General features: G+C 42.7%; 21 protein-coding genes. 10 read left to right on the top strand and 11 right to left on the bottom strand.

Annotation, left to right across the window (positions count from 1 at the left end):
• The first annotated feature begins 286 nt into the window (after positions 1 to 286).
• Both IQ276_RS21460 and IQ276_RS21455 read left to right on the top strand, forming a co-directional pair.
• Complete coding sequence (locus IQ276_RS21460) at positions 287 to 505, top strand: DUF2283 domain-containing protein (RefSeq protein WP_193922329.1); 219 nt, start codon at positions 287 to 289, stop codon at positions 503 to 505.
• Positions 506 to 592: 87 nt separating this feature from the next.
• On the top strand, positions 593 to 760 hold the full coding sequence (locus IQ276_RS21455; protein ID WP_193922327.1) for a hypothetical protein: 168 nt from the start codon (positions 593 to 595) through the stop codon (positions 758 to 760).
• Between the two features lie 104 nt (positions 761 to 864).
• Here IQ276_RS21455 and IQ276_RS21450 read toward each other — a convergent pair whose 3' ends face one another.
• The 3 genes from IQ276_RS21450 to IQ276_RS21445 form a co-directional block, all read right to left on the bottom strand.
• The gene (locus tag IQ276_RS21450) at positions 865 to 1,755 is read right to left on the bottom strand and encodes a DUF6615 family protein (RefSeq protein WP_235115852.1); all 891 of its coding nucleotides are present in this window, start codon (positions 1,753 to 1,755) and stop codon (positions 865 to 867) included.
• 108 nt (positions 1,756 to 1,863) lie between these two features.
• Complete coding sequence (locus IQ276_RS40300) at positions 1,864 to 1,986, bottom strand: hypothetical protein (protein ID WP_255264344.1); 123 nt, start codon at positions 1,984 to 1,986, stop codon at positions 1,864 to 1,866.
• Positions 1,987 to 2,082: 96 nt separating this feature from the next.
• Positions 2,083 to 2,883 carry a Uma2 family endonuclease gene (locus IQ276_RS21445; RefSeq protein ID WP_193922323.1) on the bottom strand — a complete coding sequence of 267 codons (801 nt, stop codon included), beginning with the start codon at positions 2,881 to 2,883 and terminating at the stop codon, positions 2,083 to 2,085.
• 163 nt (positions 2,884 to 3,046) lie between these two features.
• Between IQ276_RS21445 and IQ276_RS21440 the strand changes: the two genes are divergently transcribed.
• Positions 3,047 to 3,448, top strand: a complete 402-nt coding sequence (locus IQ276_RS21440) for a hypothetical protein (protein WP_193922321.1) — start codon at positions 3,047 to 3,049, stop codon at positions 3,446 to 3,448.
• Positions 3,449 to 3,536: 88 nt separating this feature from the next.
• Here the strand turns inward: IQ276_RS21440 and IQ276_RS21435 are convergent, their stop codons facing one another.
• Positions 3,537 to 4,046, bottom strand: coding sequence for a pentapeptide repeat-containing protein (locus IQ276_RS21435; protein WP_193922319.1), 510 nt, complete (start codon positions 4,044 to 4,046; stop codon positions 3,537 to 3,539).
• 87 nt (positions 4,047 to 4,133) lie between these two features.
• Between IQ276_RS21435 and IQ276_RS21430 the strand changes: the two genes are divergently transcribed.
• Positions 4,134 to 4,649 (top strand): hypothetical protein, encoded by a 516-nt coding sequence (locus IQ276_RS21430; protein WP_193922317.1) that lies wholly within the window; start codon positions 4,134 to 4,136, stop codon positions 4,647 to 4,649.
• A gap of 85 nt (positions 4,650 to 4,734) precedes the next feature.
• Positions 4,735 to 5,244: a YraN family protein gene (locus IQ276_RS21425; RefSeq protein ID WP_235115851.1), complete on the top strand. Its 510-nt coding sequence runs from the start codon at positions 4,735 to 4,737 to the stop codon at positions 5,242 to 5,244.
• An 86-nt stretch (positions 5,245 to 5,330) separates the two neighbouring features.
• Here the strand turns inward: IQ276_RS21425 and IQ276_RS21420 are convergent, their stop codons facing one another.
• The gene (locus IQ276_RS21420; RefSeq protein ID WP_193925954.1) at positions 5,331 to 5,720 is read right to left on the bottom strand and encodes a hypothetical protein; all 390 of its coding nucleotides are present in this window, start codon (positions 5,718 to 5,720) and stop codon (positions 5,331 to 5,333) included.
• Positions 5,721 to 5,967: 247 nt separating this feature from the next.
• Between IQ276_RS21420 and queA the strand changes: the two genes are divergently transcribed.
• Positions 5,968 to 7,185, top strand: a complete 1,218-nt coding sequence (gene queA / locus IQ276_RS21415) for a tRNA preQ1(34) S-adenosylmethionine ribosyltransferase-isomerase QueA (protein WP_235115850.1) — start codon at positions 5,968 to 5,970, stop codon at positions 7,183 to 7,185.
• 122 nt (positions 7,186 to 7,307) lie between these two features.
• A complete protein-coding gene (locus IQ276_RS21410; protein WP_193925175.1) occupies positions 7,308 to 8,429 on the top strand; it encodes a tetratricopeptide repeat protein in 1,122 nt (373 codons plus the stop codon).
• Positions 8,430 to 8,960: 531 nt separating this feature from the next.
• On the opposite strand, the gene IQ276_RS21405 is transcribed toward IQ276_RS21410, so the two are convergent.
• Positions 8,961 to 9,656, bottom strand: coding sequence for a potassium channel family protein (locus IQ276_RS21405; RefSeq protein ID WP_193925020.1), 696 nt, complete (start codon positions 9,654 to 9,656; stop codon positions 8,961 to 8,963).
• Positions 9,657 to 9,872: 216 nt separating this feature from the next.
• A complete protein-coding gene (locus tag IQ276_RS21400; protein ID WP_193925018.1) occupies positions 9,873 to 11,207 on the bottom strand; it encodes a TrkH family potassium uptake protein in 1,335 nt (444 codons plus the stop codon).
• A gap of 268 nt (positions 11,208 to 11,475) precedes the next feature.
• Between IQ276_RS21400 and IQ276_RS21395 the strand changes: the two genes are divergently transcribed.
• The gene (locus IQ276_RS21395) at positions 11,476 to 12,324 is read left to right on the top strand and encodes a methyltransferase domain-containing protein (RefSeq protein WP_235115849.1); all 849 of its coding nucleotides are present in this window, start codon (positions 11,476 to 11,478) and stop codon (positions 12,322 to 12,324) included.
• A gap of 460 nt (positions 12,325 to 12,784) precedes the next feature.
• Here the strand turns inward: IQ276_RS21395 and IQ276_RS21390 are convergent, their stop codons facing one another.
• The 4 genes from IQ276_RS21390 to IQ276_RS21375 form a co-directional block, all read right to left on the bottom strand.
• On the bottom strand, positions 12,785 to 14,485 hold the full coding sequence (locus IQ276_RS21390) for a HEAT repeat domain-containing protein (protein ID WP_235115848.1): 1,701 nt from the start codon (positions 14,483 to 14,485) through the stop codon (positions 12,785 to 12,787).
• A gap of 101 nt (positions 14,486 to 14,586) precedes the next feature.
• Positions 14,587 to 14,787 carry a hypothetical protein gene (locus IQ276_RS21385; RefSeq protein WP_193924383.1) on the bottom strand — a complete coding sequence of 67 codons (201 nt, stop codon included), beginning with the start codon at positions 14,785 to 14,787 and terminating at the stop codon, positions 14,587 to 14,589.
• Between the two features lie 335 nt (positions 14,788 to 15,122).
• Entirely contained in the window at positions 15,123 to 15,509 is a 387-nt protein-coding gene (locus IQ276_RS21380; protein WP_193924381.1) for an endonuclease domain-containing protein, read from the bottom strand.
• A 349-nt stretch (positions 15,510 to 15,858) separates the two neighbouring features.
• A complete protein-coding gene (locus tag IQ276_RS21375) occupies positions 15,859 to 16,335 on the bottom strand; it encodes a hypothetical protein (protein WP_193924390.1) in 477 nt (158 codons plus the stop codon).
• A gap of 191 nt (positions 16,336 to 16,526) precedes the next feature.
• Between IQ276_RS21375 and IQ276_RS21370 the strand changes: the two genes are divergently transcribed.
• On the top strand, positions 16,527 to 17,495 hold the full coding sequence (locus tag IQ276_RS21370) for a homogentisate phytyltransferase (RefSeq protein WP_235115847.1): 969 nt from the start codon (positions 16,527 to 16,529) through the stop codon (positions 17,493 to 17,495).
• A gap of 3 nt (positions 17,496 to 17,498) precedes the next feature.
• Positions 17,499 to 17,960 carry a tetratricopeptide repeat protein gene (locus tag IQ276_RS21365; RefSeq protein WP_193922531.1) on the top strand — a complete coding sequence of 154 codons (462 nt, stop codon included), beginning with the start codon at positions 17,499 to 17,501 and terminating at the stop codon, positions 17,958 to 17,960.
• Positions 17,961 to 18,104 lie beyond the last annotated feature (144 nt).

The raw sequence follows: 18,104 nt of genomic DNA, 5'->3' as shown, positions 1-18,104 counted from the left end.
ATTTTGAGACTCATTGTATTTGGGGGAGTGCGATCGCTATTTTTTAGCTGGTTTCTGCTCAATGTTGCGATCGGTCTTTGTTCAAGCTTTTATTGATAGAGGTAATTTGCAATGCCGAAGAAGAAATCAGCGATTCTTGAAGCCGTTCACGAAACGGCTACGGGGCTGCACAGGGCTGGACTGATGGATCAGACTATATTGCGTGAATTCGACTGTCTGTGCTTGTCTCTAATTGAACCGCTAGAACCTAAGCAAATAAAGCTTCATTTTTAAGAAAAGTGGCGCTATGAAAATTAGTTATGACCAAGAAACTGACTCACTTTATATTCGCCTAGTCGATGGATATCATGAATGTCGTATTTTGCGATTAAATGATGAAATAGCACTAAATATTGGTGCGGGTGAAGTTTTAGTTGGTGTAGAAATTCTTGATGCAAAAGAGGTTCTTGGATCGGGTCAGTTGCCACAAGTTGTTCTAGAGAATATCCCATTTCAGATTGTATGAACGGCAGCTTGAAGCCATAGAAAGTCTGGTTTTGAAACATTAATCGCTCTGCTAAATTAGCGGATTGATTAAGGGGTCGTTGGTGGAGTGCGATCGATTCTGGCATCTTTAGAGCAAGCACACACTCCGCCCGATTCTCCTCTTGAGGATGAGATCCTAGCACAACCACCTGAAGATTTTGCTGCTAAGATCGCTGAAATCAAACAACGTGGCGATCGTTCTCAATCTGTGATCCGACGAGGTTATAATAGGTAAAAGTTGGCGAGTTAAGCGTGCCAACGTAGAACAGTACGTTAATAAACTGTTTTAAATTTGTTGTTTAATTTTACTAAATACTAAAGGTTAGAATTAATTGATTTCTAAAGGTTACTTATGAACTCCTCTAGTTGCTCACATCCTCTGTCTCGTTCCTTAAAAACAGTAATCGTTCGCAAATTTTGATCAGGGCGATCTACTAGTTCGTTATTCATTAACTTAATTACTTCTTGGGGTGGTTTATCTACTAAGCAGATTTTATTATATTCTAAATATTTATTTAGGCATTCATTTAGTTCCCCACGAATATTCTCATCAAGTTCTTCAAGAATCAAGTTCTCTATTGGATGGATAAAATTCGCCCAATAATCATAAACTCTCTGCGGTAATTCACCTGATTTATCTTTGCCAGAAGATACTAAATAATGCCAAGGGCGCATATATTGAAGCAAATGTTTTAGATGTTTTGGCTTTTTATTCTTGCAGCGTAAAAAACGAACTGCAAATGCAGGAAGTATGGAACAGCCATAAATCTCCCTTAAGCTGTAGTAGTTCTGATAGTCTAAAGGTAGTTCAGTTGAATTACTCCAGTTTGAATAAAGGCAGTACAAAGGAATTCGCGGATCTGGTTTGGCTAAAGAATCATTTATGAGAATGTCGCATTGATGTAATGAATTGTTTGAGTTTTTGTAATAAAGATGCTCGAAACATTGCTTTTTAATATTTATAACTTTAGCCTGTACTCGAAATCCTATCCATTTGTTTTCACTGGAATTAGTAAACCACCATTCCCAATCCGCACCGTTTGTTCCTTCGTCTATTTTATTAAATGTTATGCTGCAAATTTCAGCCGAGTGCCTAATTTTTAGCTCAAGAATATTTAAATCTGTTAAAGTTTCTTCTCCAATTTGACAATTGATAGAACGTCCTTTGTCGAGCATATCCCATGTCCACAAGGCACGGCTTCTGAAAGTGTCACATAAAGTTGGACGCATATAGAAAGTATAAAAAGTAATACACAGTTTTAGTATTCCCCAACTCAAGTGAAAGTTTAGTATTTAAAGAAATATTAAGAAATCCGATTACAGCAAGTGATTTAAAAGTCAAATTAGGGCATCAGATGCGATAGCCTCATTGCCAAACCCAGAAGATGGAGCCATGCAGAAGATAGCAAAAACAGCCCTCAAGTTATTGAAAGGTGCGTTGGCGTAGCCCGTCGTAGACATCGCTGATTTACCTACTACGGTGAAGCTAGTTGAAGTCTGTAGTAAGCTTTTGCCTGTGATTACTAAGTTTTTGGGCTTGCCATAACTTAGTAGATATTACTCTACATCTGGATCGATACCCATTGTCCTGAGCCGTTCTGTTAATTGTGCAGCTTTTCGTTCTGCTTGCTCGGCTCTTCGTTCTGCTTGCTGGGCTTTTTGTCTTTGCAACTCGGCTTCTTCTTGACCAATCAGTAACAGATTTCCCTCTAAATCCCACCAGCGCAACCAAAATTGCTCAGGATTATTCAAGTAGCTTCCCTGCCATAACCCTAGTTCTACTCCTAAAGGAGGAATTGGGTAGTGGCCTCGCTCATTAAGCTGCATTTTGTGGTATGAAAAATCTACCAGGTGATAAACTTCCAGTTTGCCATTACTAATTTCATAAATGGCATAGTAGGGAATTCGGATTATTCGCTCATATACCCAAAATTTACCGGGTTTTGCGCCTTCCTGACTACCAGCGAGAGGTAAAGGAGTGACATCTCGTTCTTCATCGCCATTACCACTAGCTAGTTCTACAGCAATCAATGGCGGTATGTATTCCCGCCAGAAAACATAGGAGCGGCGGTTTTTGCCATCTAGCCTTGGTGGTACACCAGGGACATAAAACCAATCCGGTGCTGCTGCTCCTTTTTCTGGTGGTTCAGTCTCTCGCCAATAGATACCACAATCTTGACCAATGCAATACTGTCCATCTGGATGTAGGCGCTGCAAAACTTGAGCAATTGAGTCTGTCAAAATGACGGTTTGGGGATGCTCTTGAAAATTTTTCACAAACGTACCATCAGACTCTGGTAGTTGAGTGTGATCGGGAAACTGAGGCGGTATGCCAATATCAGCAAGTGTTTCACTCATACTTTGAAAAGTATTGCAGCTATTTATTTAGTGCTTTACGGTTCCCATCAGGTATTACGAATTAATATAACACCTTGCTATATCTTGATTTCAGTGCTTTTACCCTGCCAGAACTGCTTTGATTGCGGATAGAAATATATGAAATCTTATATTTTTAAAGTTTATGTCTATTAAAATAGGCGGGATTGTGGGAGCGATCGCTATTTTGTTGACCAGTGGCGCAGCGTTCACCGGAGGTGTTGGCGCAGCCATCGCCGAAGATGCACAAAGGTATATCACTGTAGGTCACGATAAGTTAGGAAACAGCATAGCTCTAGACACAAAAAGTATTAAGGGCACAACATACAAGCTTTACGGCATGTATGGAGATGGCATCTTCGAGACAACATTCGATGCATCGTGTACAGAATCGCGGCTTTTTCTCAATAGCATTGCCATTTACGGTTCCGGGGGAGAGCTACTTCAAGAGGATAAAGAAAAAGGAGAAATACCTTTTGTAGCAGATTCTTCACCAGGCAAAGGAATGCAATTTGTCTGTGAACAGATTGGCGCTCGTGGTTGGTAGGGGAATGGGGAGTGGGGAGTGGTGAGTGGTGAGTTAGGAGTTATTCTCCCTCATCTCCCCCTACTCCCTACTCTCTACTCCCTACTCCCTACGGACAAAACAACGTGTCACGGGTATCTCGTCCTGTAATTGGATTAGTTCCTTTGGCAACTTTGCACAATTTTTTTTGCTCATCTGGACGCAGCAGCACATCGGTAAAATCTGCTCCGTCAATGATTGCACCATCAAACTTGGCGTTAGCAGCAAACGCCCCCTCTAATAATGCATTTGTCAAATTTGTTTTGATTAGGCGAGCTGAGTCTAGAGTTGCATTTCTCAAGTCAGAGCCTTCCAAATTCGCAGACTCCAAATTTGCTGCAAAGAAACTCACACCGCTTAAATTAGTGTGGCTGAAGTTGCTCTGGCGAAGATTAGCTTTGGTGAAGCTGGAATCTCTTAAATCACGTCCGGAGAAATCAGCCTCAATCAAAATTTCCTTATTATATTCGAGTGCAAAAGCTGTGGGAGCGAAACCCACGGTTGCTGTGATGCCAACTATTCCCCACAGGAAAAAGCTGAGTATGCTTGCCACAATCCGGGTGCTTAACTTAGAATTCATGCTATTTTTAGCCAATGGCGAATCCTCCTCCATCTCATTATCCTTGAGTCAGAGATGTTAGCGCAAAAATCCTTTAAAAATATTTTTATGAATACTAATTCAAATTCATCCGACGATTTGAACATTGCCTTGGCACGACTTCAGGCTATTCAGTGGGATACCCTGGGAATGGGGGAGAAAGACGAAACACTTACAGAACTGATGTTAGAATTTCTGTCGAGGGTAAGACAATGGGCAAAGTTTTTACAGAGTGGACAGAAGCATATTTTTGAAAATCTTGCTCTCCAGATTCGTCCTGACATTGAACTCCCATCTCCCCTAACGCAATGGGTGGACGAATTATACAATAGCAACCGGATACCATTTGTCCGTGGCAAAATCTATGTTGTGCTAGGGGTATCTAATTACTTATTTTGGTGTCGTCTACGGGAATTCGATGCAGTCCCGGCGAATGGTATTCCTGACCCTTATGAGCCATTTATCACTTTTCTGGAATGCGGTGGTGGCATATATGTCGAGCATCACTATTATATGGATATTTACCCCAATTATGTTCACTTCAATTTGACTGTTGGGAATGCTACGCCATTCAGGGAAGAATAAGCACATCATGGAAGTATCATTTCGGATAACTGCGAGAAACTCTTATTTTTCTATTGAATAAATAAACGAGAATACTAAAATCTATATGCATTGTCCAAATAGTGGTCAATTTGGAGAAGACCTAGTAGCCCAATGGTTGCAATCTACAGGTTGGGTAATTCTCCATCGTCGCTTTTCTTGCCGCTGGGGAGAAATCGATATTATCGCCGAACATCATAGAGAATCTGGGGAAGAACAGAAGAGCAAAGCAGAATACCCCACTCCCCACTCCCTACTCCCCACTCCCTTACCAATCTTGGCATTTGTTGAAGTTAAAACCCGCAGTTCGGGCAGTTGGGATACAGGGGGAAGAAGCGCAGTTACCCCACAAAAGCAAGCAAAAATTTCGCGTACAGCTGGAATATTTTTAGCCCAGTACCCTGAAAAAGCAGATTACCCCTGTCGATTTGATGTTGCTATTGTCTACTGTCAGGAGTTATCAAAAAAGACGACTGGGGTTACAGCAACTCAAGAAGCTCTCGCTAGTTCATCAGCAGCCGGATATGAGTTTAGGCTGCAAGAATACATTCTGGCAGCTTTCGACTGTATTAATTGATAATGACAATGGTTAATCGGTAATGGATAAAATATTTTGATTACCAATGACCAATAATTTTGTGGTAGCGTGACAACCACATCGGTTCACGCCAAAGTTTCTGGACAATAGCCTAAGCCCCGGACAAACTGTTGCCGGAAAGCCTCGATTTCATCTCTCTCTGGGCTACCATGAGAGACGATCGCTACTTGATAGCGACGCATCACATCCACAGGGCACTGTCCCGCTTCCAAACTCCAAAGTGCCATTTGCACTCTCATTGGTGGCTCGTAGCTAATTCCTAATTCATTTAGAAAAGCCCGAAAGTCACCATCTTCTTGAGCCGAGACTTGACCTCTGAGTTTGATCCTAACCACCCAGCCATCAATTTGATGAATTACGGTGACGAACGAAACAGGTGTTTGGGGTCTAGCGTGCAGATGTTGAACGACCCTCAGGGTTAGACTGGCATTAGCCAAATAATACAAGTATTCCATGTTTGTTGGTGCTTGGGATCAAAGCCAATCCTACATATCTATATTCGTAAACCTATGCCTGTTCCCGGTAGGGTAAAAGCCCCCGTTTTTGGATGGGGAGGTTTACCCAATTTTTATGTTGATTTTTGCGTGTTACCTAATAGTATCTATCTTCTGGTGTACAAATAAAATTAAGCAGTGATGTCATGGAGTTGCTTATAAGCGTAAGCTCAAACCAATTTTTTTCAAGCAGTATAAATACTAATAAATGAAGCAAAAAATATCACGACTTAATTGTAACAACAACTTTAGTTCACAAACAAAAGATTTGGAATTAGATTGTTCGGTAGCTGGGTATGACTATGAACTACCTCCAGAACTAATTGCCCAAAACCCAGCGTTTCCTAGAGATAGCTCCCAGTTATTGGTGGTTAATTCTCCCACTACAGGCATTGAAACAGCACCTCTAAACCACATTTTCCGTGATTTACCTGCACTGTTGCGGTCTGGTGATTTGTTGGTGATGAATAATACAAAAGTTATTCCAGCGCGGCTTTATGGTCATAAGTCTACTGGTGCCCAAATCGAGGTATTGCTGCTGGAAGAGAGGCAACATAACTGTTGGTTAGCTTTAGTTAAGCCAGGAAAACGCTTTAAACCGGGATCGAGGATTTTTTTTGAAGTGAGGCAATTAGGGATTAGGGATTGGGGATTAGGGATTGGGGATTGGGAAGAATCTTCCCCAGCCCCTAGTTCCCAGTCCCCAGTACCCAGTCCCCAACTCACAGCTACGGTTTTAGAAACAGACGCCGCAACTGGGGGGCGTTTGTTGCAATTTGATGTGCCTGAGGGAAAATCTTTGGTGCAATTGTTAGAGGTTTTTGGTGAAGTACCGTTACCGCCTTACATTACGGCCTCCGAAGCTGCTGATGAACAGTATCAAACAGTTTATGCCCAAAAGCCAGGAGCGATCGCAGCTCCGACGGCAGGATTACACTTTACCCCAGAATTATTACAAAAGTTGCGCGATCGCCAAATTAATCAAGCTTTTGTAACGCTACATGTTGGTGTGGGCACATTTCGCCCCGTGGAAGTGGAGGACGTAACTACCCACCAAATGCATGAAGAATGGATTGAAGTTCCCGCCACCACAGTAGAGCAAATCCGCGCCACTCAAGCCGCTGGCGGTCGGATTATTGCTGTAGGCACAACAGCAGTACGGGCTTTAGAAGGGGCGGCTGAATCTGGTCATTTAGAACCATTTTGTGGTAAGACAGACTTGTTTATTTATCCGGGTTACCAATGGCGAGTAGTTGATGGTTTAATTACGAATTTTCACTTGCCACGTTCGAGTTTGCTGATGTTGGTGAGTGCGCTCATTGGTAGACAAAGGTTGTTGAATATATATCACGAAGCGATCGCTTCTCGGTATCGTTTCTATTCCTTCGGTGATGCCATGCTAATTTTACCGGAAGGTGTGGGGTAGAGACGCGATTAATCGCGTCTCTACAAGAGTAGGGAGTTAAATATTGAGAATTTGGAATTTTTTTTGGCGTGGTGGGTACTCTGACTTATGAGGAGTTAAAAATAAGTACAGGTCTGGTATTCATGTCTGAAAAATACCTATTTTCTCAGTGGTTACGTTTATTTTTCCAAGTGACACTCTCTGGTTGTTCTGCGTTTGTGGTTTTGGCTGCACCAACAATTACTAATTACCCAGGAAGCAAGCTGCTAGCAGAAAACGCCATTTCTCAAGACTTAGAAGCAGCAAGCTTTTTCCAACAGGGAGTCATGCGCTATAACCGCAACGATTTACAGGGTGCAGAATACGCCTTTCGCCAAGGATTGGAGAAAGATCCTAACCTGAGTGCAGCACGGAACTATCTAGGCAATATATTCTTGCAGCAAAATCGCCTGGATGAGGCTGTGCAAGAATATGCAGAAGCGATTAAGATTAGTCCCAATTTTAGTGAAGCTTATTACAACTTGGGATTAGTGTTGCATCGACAAGGAGAAAAACAAGCTGCGATTACTGCTTATCGCCAAAGCTTGGTAATTAATCCCACAAACGCCACAACCTTGTATAATTTGGGTTTGGTACTGTATGAACAAGGACAGTTACAGGAAGCGATCGCTGCATATCAACAAGCAATTAATCTTGATAACAGCAAAGCCAACGCCTATTTTAACTTAGCGATCGCCTTGCAACAACAAGGAAATATAGAAATGGCGATCGCAACTTATCGTCAAGTCTTACAGCTAGATCCAAAAAATGCCACAGCCTACAACAATATGGCAAGTTTGCTAGCAATTCATGGTCAACCTGCTGAGGCCATTTCCGTTTATCGGCAAGCTATTCGCCAAAATCCTAAAAATGCCTCAGCTTACTATAACTTGGGAGTAACTTTATATAACCAGGGCGACATTAAAAAAGCCAATGGAGCATTTAAACGTGCCCATAACGAATATCGTCAGCAAGGCAATATTGAACAAGCCCAAAAAATTGAACAGCTAATGCAGCAAATTGGCCAAAAAAGAGAGCAACAGCAACCTCAAGCCAGTCAAACTGCTACTCCCTCCCAGACTCCAGATTCTACAAGTAATGTAGAACAAACATCTGTGCCACAGACGCAAAACCAACCAGAAACTCCTACCGAAACACCCGCCAGCCCCAGTGATGTACCTATTTCAGTTGAACCACAGTCCAGTTCAACGAGTTCCGGACAATGAAGAAGAAGTCAGAATTCAGAATTCAGAATTCAGAATAGATTAGTGTGGATTCAGCTAAATGAAGTACACAGGTAGGGGCACAACATGTTGTGCCCCTACGATTATCTGTACCTCACGCCTGTTGCAATCTGCTGTAAGTGATAAGTGTGAACTACCCCGCCGTAAGACGGACGGGGCTTCCCAATTCATCGGAAATAGCCTCCAGAACTTCGTAGTACTAGAAAGTCTTACATTCCCTCCAAGGGCAGGAGTCCTGGTTCCCAAGACCCAAATTTTTTTCTTGCAACATATACCTATTAGCTTGGTTTTCGCTTATGGCATTGATGGTCAAGACATTAGTTATCCTACCAGAAAATGCTGGGGATTCGTCATACATCTGATATTTGTTTTTGAGTCGTGCATTTAATCAATATCAGATGCAATCCTCACCCCCCGCTCACAATCCCCACCCTACTAAGAGTCTTCTGGTGGGGACTTCCGCGATATGTTAACTCCTAACTCCTAACTCCCAACTCCCAACTCCCAACTCATTCAAATCGGCAAACGATTGATATCTTTGTTACAGCCAATAACTACCATTGCTGAACCGCGTTCTAAACGCTTAGTGGGGTCAGGATTAATTTGAAATTTACCACCCTGACTCACCGCTAGCAAATTCAAACCGTAGCGGTTACGAAGTTGAAGTTCGGTAATCGTTTTGCCGTGAAATTCATCAGGCACGATTATTTCTACAATACTATTATCTGGATCGAGGTCAAACCGATCTAGAATTGACGGTTTGGTGAGTGTACGTGCTAGGGCACAACCCGCTTCGTATTCAGGAAAAATAACGTGATCTGCTCCGACTCGCCGCAACAGTTTACAGTGAACTTCACTAGAAGCTTTGGCAACTACATGAGGTACACCAGCCTCTTTCACATTGAGAGTGGTTATGATGCTTTCTTGAACGTAGTTACCGATCGCTACAATTACAGTATCAAATTCAAAAACTCCAGCTTCTTTGAGTGCAGCTGGTTCGGTAGAGTCTAGTTGCAAAGCATGACCAACTATTTCCTCAGTCAACGCTTCGGAAACTCGTTTTTCATCAATATCTGTTGCTAGCACTTGATAACCGAAATTGTGCAATGTCGAACAAACAGATCTACCAAAACGACCTAAGCCAATTACCGCAAATTGGTGGTTATCTCTACGTAAACTGCGAAAAAAACCTAACGATGACAGATTCACAGTTGTTATCCTTATTATGGCTCCCTGTATTTAGGGCAAAAAACGGTTATCCCGCTTGAATTAAAAATTTTATTTTTGCCTTAGATTGTATATTTTATCAGTTTGGTCAGGAGTTAGAAGTTAGGAGTTAGGAATTAGGAGTTATTATTCTCCCTCATCTTCCTCATCTCCCGGTTGGTGAGCGAAGTCGAACCACATCTCCCTCATCTCCCCTACCTATCCCACAAGTAAGTTTTCTTCAGGATAATGAATTCTACTAGGACGGGGGTCTCCTAATACAGCGGACATCAGCAGTAAAACACCTACTCGTCCAACATACATGGTGATAATTAAGACAAGCTTGGCTGCTGTGGTGATAGTTGCTGTGATGCCTGTGGAAAGCCCCACAGTGGCAAAGGCTGATACCACTTCAAATAAAATCTGAATAAAATCCAATGTCGGATCTGTGAGACTAATTAAAATAGTCGCTAAAATCACGGTCGCTACTGAACCCACCAACACACCCACAGCTTTCAAAATTAAAGATATTGCTATCTTGCGTTCATATAATAAAACTTCTTCTTTGCCCTGAAGAATTGCTTTGGTGCAACTTGTCAAGACTCTCAGGGTTGTTGTTTTCATGCCGCCTCCCGTACCACCTGGACTTGCACCAATAAACATCAGCGCAATCGTAATAAATAAACCAGCCGTAGTCATTTTGCCAATATCAATGGTGTTAAAGCCAGCAGTTCTCGGTGTGACTGATTGAAACCAAGCTACTAATATCTGGTCATATAAACTTAATGAACCAAATGTTGCAGGATTTCTAATTTCTATACAGAAAAAGGCAATTGTTCCTAGAATTAGCAAGATAATTGTTGTGCTGGTGGCAACTTTAAAGTCTAGAGAAAATAATTGGGCAGTAGTTTTTTTGAGAAGGCGATCGCGCAACCAAATATACATCTGCAAAATTACCTGATAGCCAATTCCCCCAAAAATAATCAACATTGTGATAGTGAAGACCACTAAAAAAGATGACTGATAACTAATCAAGTTATCTTTAAACAAACTAAATCCAGCATTATTCCAAGCATTGATACTATGAAAAATCGCTAACCACAGTCCATTTTTCCAACCATGATCGGGAACAAAGGCGGGCAAAAGTAAAAATACACCAGTAATTTCAAAAATCAATGTTGTGGCAATAATTGAGCGGATAACTTGGGCGCTACCACTCATTCCCGGTCGGTCTAAAGCTTGTTGAATTGCGATTTTTTGCCGCATATCAAACTTACGTCCTATTAGCAAAATCAGAAATGTGGTGGTTGTCATGTAACCCAATCCGCCAATCTGAGCTAATAGGGCAATAAACAATTGACCCCAGAAAGAAAAATAAGTACCAGGGTCAACTACTGATAAACCTGTGACGCAAACTGCGGATGTAGAAGTGAATAGTGCCACAATCAGGTTATTCCACGTACCACCGCTAGTTGAAAAAGGCATCATCAATAAGATAGTTCCTATCGCGATGACAGCCAGAAATCCCAAACAAATTGTCCGAGCAACAGTCATAATTAATTCAAAATTCAAAATTCAAAATTCAGAAAACCAGATTTAATATGGGTTGGCACATGCTTAAATCTGTAGCCCTCTTTGGAATCATTGGTATAAATTCGAGCAATAACAGTTTATTGAGGTAAAACTGCAAAGTTTTTTCCCAGGAGGATACATCATGGTTTACGTTCTCTGGAACAAAAATACCCTTATTTAATTAAAAACATACATGGTAGCCTACGAGTATGTTTTTTTGAACTCTGCTCTCTCTTGAGACTGCTTTTTCATGAGTGCAACACTTTACCAGCAAATTCAACAATTTTACGATGCTTCCTCTGGTCTGTGGGAACAGATTTGGGGGGAACATATGCACCACGGCTACTACGGGGCTGATGGTAGTGAGAAAAAAGACCGTCGTCAAGCGCAAATTGATTTGATTGAAGAATTACTGACTTGGGCGGGGGTAGAGGCGGCGTCAAATATTCTGGATGTGGGTTGTGGCATTGGGGGCAGTTCTTTATACTTGGCTCAAAAGTTTAATGCTCACGCCACAGGGATTACTTTGAGTCCTGTGCAAGCCGCGAGAGCAACGGAACGCGCCTTAGAGGCGAATTTGAGTCAAAGAACAGAATTTCAGGTGGCGAATGCTCAAGGAATGCCTTTTGCTGATAATTCTTTTGACTTGGTTTGGTCGCTGGAAAGTGGCGAACATATGCCGGATAAAACCAAGTTTATGCAGGAGTGTTATCGGGTGTTAAAGCCTGGTGGTGTGTTTATTATGGTGACTTGGTGCCATCGAGCAACTGATGAGTCACCGTTGACGGCGGATGAGGAAAAGCATTTGCAGGATATTTATCGGGTGTATTGTTTGCCTTATGTGATTTCTTTGCCAGAGTATGAAGGCATAGCACGTCAACTTCCATTAAACAATGTTCGTACTGCTGACTGGTCGCAGGCTGTTGCGCCATTTTGGAATGTGGTGATTGATTCGGCGTTCACTCCGCAGGCGCTTTGGGGTTTACTAAATGCGGGTTGGAGTACTATTCAAGGGGCGTTATCATTGGGGTTGATGCGTCGGGGTTACGAGCGTGGGTTAGTTCGGTTTGGGTTGTTGTGCGGGAATAAGTATTCCTGAAGCCAGGGCGAATGGAATTCGCGGCTACACAAACGAAGCCCACCTGCGTGGGCTAATAAAAAATATACGCTTTGAAACCCACGAAGGTGGGTTTTGCCTGTGTAGTTGCGGTTTCTAAACTCCAGTTAACTAGAAACGGGGTTCAAATAATTTGCGGCGCAAGGGTGGAAACCAGGTGAGGAGAAAGCCCACATAGCCGACGCCGAGAATACGGTGTACCTAAGGGTTCCAGAAGAAGATGGCTTGGATTTGGGGAAATTTGGGGTAGGCAAAGATCAGGGCTAGGGCGTGTTTTCAAACTGCTCGTTTAGCCTCCTAACTTTTTAGATCCCCCTAAATCCCCCTTAAAAAGGGGGACTTTTAGAGAATTTGCCCCCCTTTTTAAGGGGGGTTGGGGGGATCAACAAGTGCCTAAAATTACAGCCAACCACTTTTAAAACATCCTCTTAAAAAACTACTGTCAACCCTTGAGCTTAACTATGACTGATTGCAGTGAATCAGCTTCGTTGGAACCAGCTTTTTTGAGGTTGTTGTAATGAGTTTCTAACAGAATAATATCGTTTGGTTGCCAAGAGACTTTTTTCGCAACTACAGCAATTTGCTTTGCTAAGTCTTCCTGTAATCGTCCTAAACCTTGGCTGGGTTCCCATGCTTGGGCAAATATTTTGAGAGTTTTCTCACCGCGATCGTGGCTTATTTGAGCAGGAATTGTTTTAGTGTTAGGAAAACCCAGCCATGTCAGTAAGGTTTTTACTTCATCAGTGCCGCCACCCAGGAAATAGGTTAAAAATCGCCAACGTGGAAATTCTGATTGGTCTGCGTAATAAATGCTATCCAGAATTACAAGAATATTATTCAGGTTGAGTTGTTCTATGTTTATCAATGCCCGTGCTGCATTGTAACGAACATTTGAGTCAACGGATTTATCCTTGAGGATGTCGAGGATGTCTTTGACGTAGGGTTTGGCAGCCTCCCCCAGATTTTCCAATGCGTCTGCTGCACGGAAACGAACATCAGAACCAACGGTTTGATCCTTGAGGATGTCGAGGATGTCTTTGACGTAGGGTTTGGCAGCCTCCCCCAGATTTTCCAATGCGTCTGCTGCACTGTAACGAACAAGGGAGTCAACGGATTTATCCTTGAGGAAGTCGAGGATGTCTTTGGCGTAGGGTTTGGCAGCCTCCCCCAGATTTCCCAATGCCCATGCTGCACCGGAACGAACATCGGAGTCAACGGTTTTATCCTTGAGGATGTCGAGGATGTCTTTGACGTAGGGTTTGGCAGCCTCCCCCAGATTTCGTAATACCCATGCTGCACGGTTACGAACAAAAAGGATAACGGTTTTATCCTTGAGGATGTCGAGGATGTCTTTGACGTAGGGTTTAGCAGCCTCCCCCAGACTTCCCAATGCCTCTGCTGCACCGTAACGAACAGTTGAGTCAACGGTTTTATCCTTGAGGATGTCAGCGATGTCTTTGGCGTAGGGTTTGGCTACCTCCCCCAGATTTCCCAATCCCGATGCTGCACCGGAACGAACAGTTGAGTCAACGGTTTTATCCTTGAGGAAGTCGAGGATGTCTTTGACGTAGGGTTTGGCTGCCTCCCCCAGATTTCCCAATACCCATGCTGCATGGTTACGAACAAAAGGGTCAACGGTTTTATCCTTGAGGAAGTCGAGGATATCTTTGACGTAGGGTTTAGCTGCCTCCCCCAGACTTACCAATGCCGATGCTGCACCGAAATGAACATCAGAATCAACGGTTTTATCCTTGAGGATGTCGAGGATGTCTTTGACGTAAGGTTTGGCTGCCTCCCCCAGATTTCCCAATGCGTCTGCTGCACGGTTACGAACAGTTGAGTCAACGGATTTATCCTTGAGGATATTGGCAGCTTTTTGAGCAATTTCCTCTGGTTTATTGCCCAAGGATTTTAAATCTTTGAGATCATATCCAACTAAATTGAGCAGAGCATATTCCTTAACTTGGTCGTATCCATCATCAAGGGCTGCTGATATACCGTTAATCTGCCAATCTTGGGGTTTGAGTTTGGGGGTTTCTTTGGCGTTTACCCAAGTTAGAGAGAGGAGGAAAGTCAGGAGTAGGGTGAAACAGAAAAGGAAAAAGAGCGAGAGCTTGTTAGTGTGGCGGGGAGTTATGAGCATAAATCAGGGCAAGGCGGCAGATTGCACGCGGTTATGAGTATAACAACAACCTTGCAATTCCTAATTCCTGATTGTGAGTCTTTAATACTCGCCCACGAGTATTAAAGACTCATTAACGAAGCTCTGAGGTTCATTGATGAAGCTTTGAGGTTCATCGGCGAAGCTCTGAGGTTCATCGGCGAAGCTTTGAGGTTCATCGGCGAAGCTCTGAGGTTCATCGGCGAAGCTCTGAGGTTTATTGACGAAGCTTTGAGGTTTATTGGCGAAGCTCTGAGGTTCATCGGCGAAGCTCTGAGGTTCATTTACGAAGCTTTGAGGTTTATTGACGAAGCTCTGAGGTTCATTGACGATGCTTTGAGGTTCATTTACAAAATAAATACATCTCGTTTTGCAAATCAGGAGACCTCAATACGATTCGGTTAAGGTGCATAGTCATTGGAGATCCCCCTAAATCCCCCTTAAAGAAGGGGGACTTTAATTCCGGTTCCCCCCTTTTTTAAGGGGGGTTAGGGGGGATCTAGAAGTGTCTAAAATCACAGCCAACCACTTTTTAAACAACCTCTAAGGTGCATAGTCATTGGAGATCCCCCTAAATCCCCCTTAAGAAGGGGGACTTTAATTCCGGTTCCCCCCTTTTTTAAGGGGGGTTAGGGGGGATCAGATGCTGTATCTGCTCACACACACTATCAAAGTGATTTAAAACTTGACTATTTGTAAACCTAATAATCTTTAAACCATAGCCTTCTAAAATGTTTGTTCTCTCCAGATCATAATCTTGACCTTCATTTGTAAAATGGCTATGCCCATCAATTTCAATCACTGTTTGTAAAGTAGGACAGTAGAAATCAACTATGAAATGATTAATCGGTCGTTGTCTTAAAACCCGATATTGAAAATTTCTCAAATATTCATACCACAGCTTTTTTTCGGCTGGGGTCATATTTTTACGAAGTTCTTTCGCTCTTTCTACAAGCTTTGGATTGTAAGGTAGATGGAGATTGCTGCTATTGAGTTTGTTTGTCATAGTTAAGAGTGTTTATACCCCCTACCCAATACTGCGTAGGTTTTGGTGCATAGTCATTGGAGATCCCCCCTAACCCCCCTTAAAGAAGGGGGGAACTGGAGTTAAAGGCATCGTTTTTAAGGTAATAGGGTTTAGTTAACGTTTTGATCCCCCCTAACCCCCCTTAAAGAAGGGGGGAACTAGAATTAAAGTCACCGTTTTTAAGGTAATAGGGTTTAGTTAACGTTTTGATCCCCCCTAACCCCCCTTAAAGAAGGGGGGAACTAGAATTAAAGTCCCCCAATTTATCGGGGGATTTAGGGGGATCTCAAAGTATTGGCTACATCACTAAAGGCTTTTAAAAAATTCTTTAAGAATCGACAGCAACTTTAGCTGGTTTACTCTTTATAGCTTTAAAGCGATCGCCTAATTGTTCAGCAATAGTTTTTAAACCTGGAGTTTTCTTAGCAGCTGTCTTGACGTAATCATAAACTGTCAAGCTGCTACCCATTGCTTCGCTACCGACTGCCATTAGGGTATCATCTACCTGTTCTGTCAGTTGTCGCAGTCCAATCAAAACTTCGGTGAGGTTAGCAGCTAGTTGATAATCCCGCACAAATTCATCTAAATCAAAACTGGCTGGTAAAATGTCTCGGTTAGATTGGGCAGCAATCAGGCTAGTGTTGACAAAAGCTAGTCTTTTATCGCCCATCTTAAATAAGTTGCGTCGTTCTTCTGCACTCAGAGTCACGAGAAAAGGTAATTTTGCTTGGATAGTCGCAAAGGCAGCTTTAATTTCTTGGATATCTGCTGGGGAAAGGGAGGCGGTAATGTTTTGGTAAGCCATCGGATCTTTACCGTGATAATTTTTGTTATGATTCCCACTGATAAAGGCGATCGCACAAATTTGGGGATGGGGCATTGGGCATTGGGCGTGGGGAGACGCAAAGAAAAACAAATGACTAATGACAAATGACTAATGACCAAATTCTGTGACAATGATTAACAACAAGCCAGAATAGTGTATCTAACCTACTCATGAGCCAGACTTCTGAAAATAGCCCTTTGTCAAGCAAACCCATTCCATTTTCTTTTGATTGGTTGTATGCTTTCTGGAAATTCTCTCGCCCACACACGATTATTGGTACAAGTCTCAGTGTGTTGGGTTTATATTTAATTGCCATTGCCGTTAGTAATCCTACTGTTCCCCCACTCCCTACTCCCCACTCCCTACTCCCCCTCTTCGCCGCATGGATTTCTTGTTTGTGTGGCAATGTCTACATTGTGGGGCTGAATCAATTAGAAGATGTTGAAATTGATAAGATTAATAAGCCTCATTTACCGTTAGCTTCTGGGGAATTTTCCCGTAAAACTGGGCAATTAATTGTAGGAATTACTGGGATTTTGGCGCTAGTTGTGGCGTGGCTAACTGGGCCGTTTTTGTTGGGGATGGTGGCAATTAGTTTGACCATTGGTACTGCTTATTCTTTACCGCCTATTCGTTTGAAGCAGTTTCCCTTTTGGGCGGCGCTGTGTATTTTTTCGGTGCGCGGTACGATTGTGAATCTAGGACTGTATCTGCACTACAGTTGGGCGTTCCAACAAAGTCAAGCTATTGTACCTGCGGTGTGGGCGTTGACGTTATTTATTTTGGTGTTTACGTTTGCGATCGCCATTTTTAAGGATATCCCAGATATGGAAGGCGATCGCCTCTACAATATCTCTACTTTCACTATCCAACTCGGCGCCCCAGCTGTGTTTAATCTCGCTCTTTGGGTGATAACTGTCTGCTATGTGGGCATAATTCTAGTTGCTGTGCTACCCGTCGCCTCGGTTAACCCAATATTTGTGGTAATTACTCATTTAGGATTGCTCGTTTGGATGTGGTTGCGGAGTTTGGCGGTAGACTTAGAAGATAAAAGTGCGATCGCTCAGTTTTATCAATTTATCTGGAAACTCTTTTTCATCGAATATCTGATTTTTCCTATCGCCTGTCTTTTGGCTTAGATAATGTTAGAAACCTTGCCAATTAATTCTATTATCGCTGGGAGCATAGTTGCTTTCAGTCTGGGAATCCTTGGATATTTCGCTTGGAAAACTTTGATTACCTCAGAGTTATTTCAAAAAGGAATCAATCTTGCTCAAGCAAAAGATTACCAAGGTGCAGAAGCAGCTTTTCGCAAAGTTATTTCTCTCAACTCTACTAATGATGTGGTGCGCTTATTTCTGGGAGATGTTTTAAAGCAGCAAGGCCAAGTAGAAGAGGCAACAGAATTATTTTCCGAAGTGATTCGCCGCAGCCCAAAAAATCCTGATGCTTATTTGCGTCTGGCGAATATTTTAATGCAACAAGAGAAACCAGAAGAAGCTAAAAATAATCTGCTACAAGCCAAAGAGTTATTACAAAAACAACGGCAACCTGAAAAAGCTGCAAGAATCGCTCAGTTGTTAGATAAAATTAGTACTAAGTAACTCAGCACCTAGCCCAGCGATTAAAAATCGCGGTTCATCTTGCACACAAAGGAAGTCGGCCTACGCGGACTAACAGAAAATCAAGGCTTTTAACCCGCGTAGGCGGGTTTTGTCTGTGTAGCCGCGACTTCCAGTCGCCTAGTG

This window comes from Desmonostoc muscorum LEGE 12446, assembly GCF_015207005.2.
In the GTDB taxonomy this organism is placed as follows: Bacteria; Cyanobacteriota; Cyanobacteriia; order Cyanobacteriales; family Nostocaceae; genus Nostoc; species Nostoc muscorum.
Note: the sequence above shows the minus strand (reverse complement) of the source record. Positions and strands in the feature narration are given on the sequence as shown.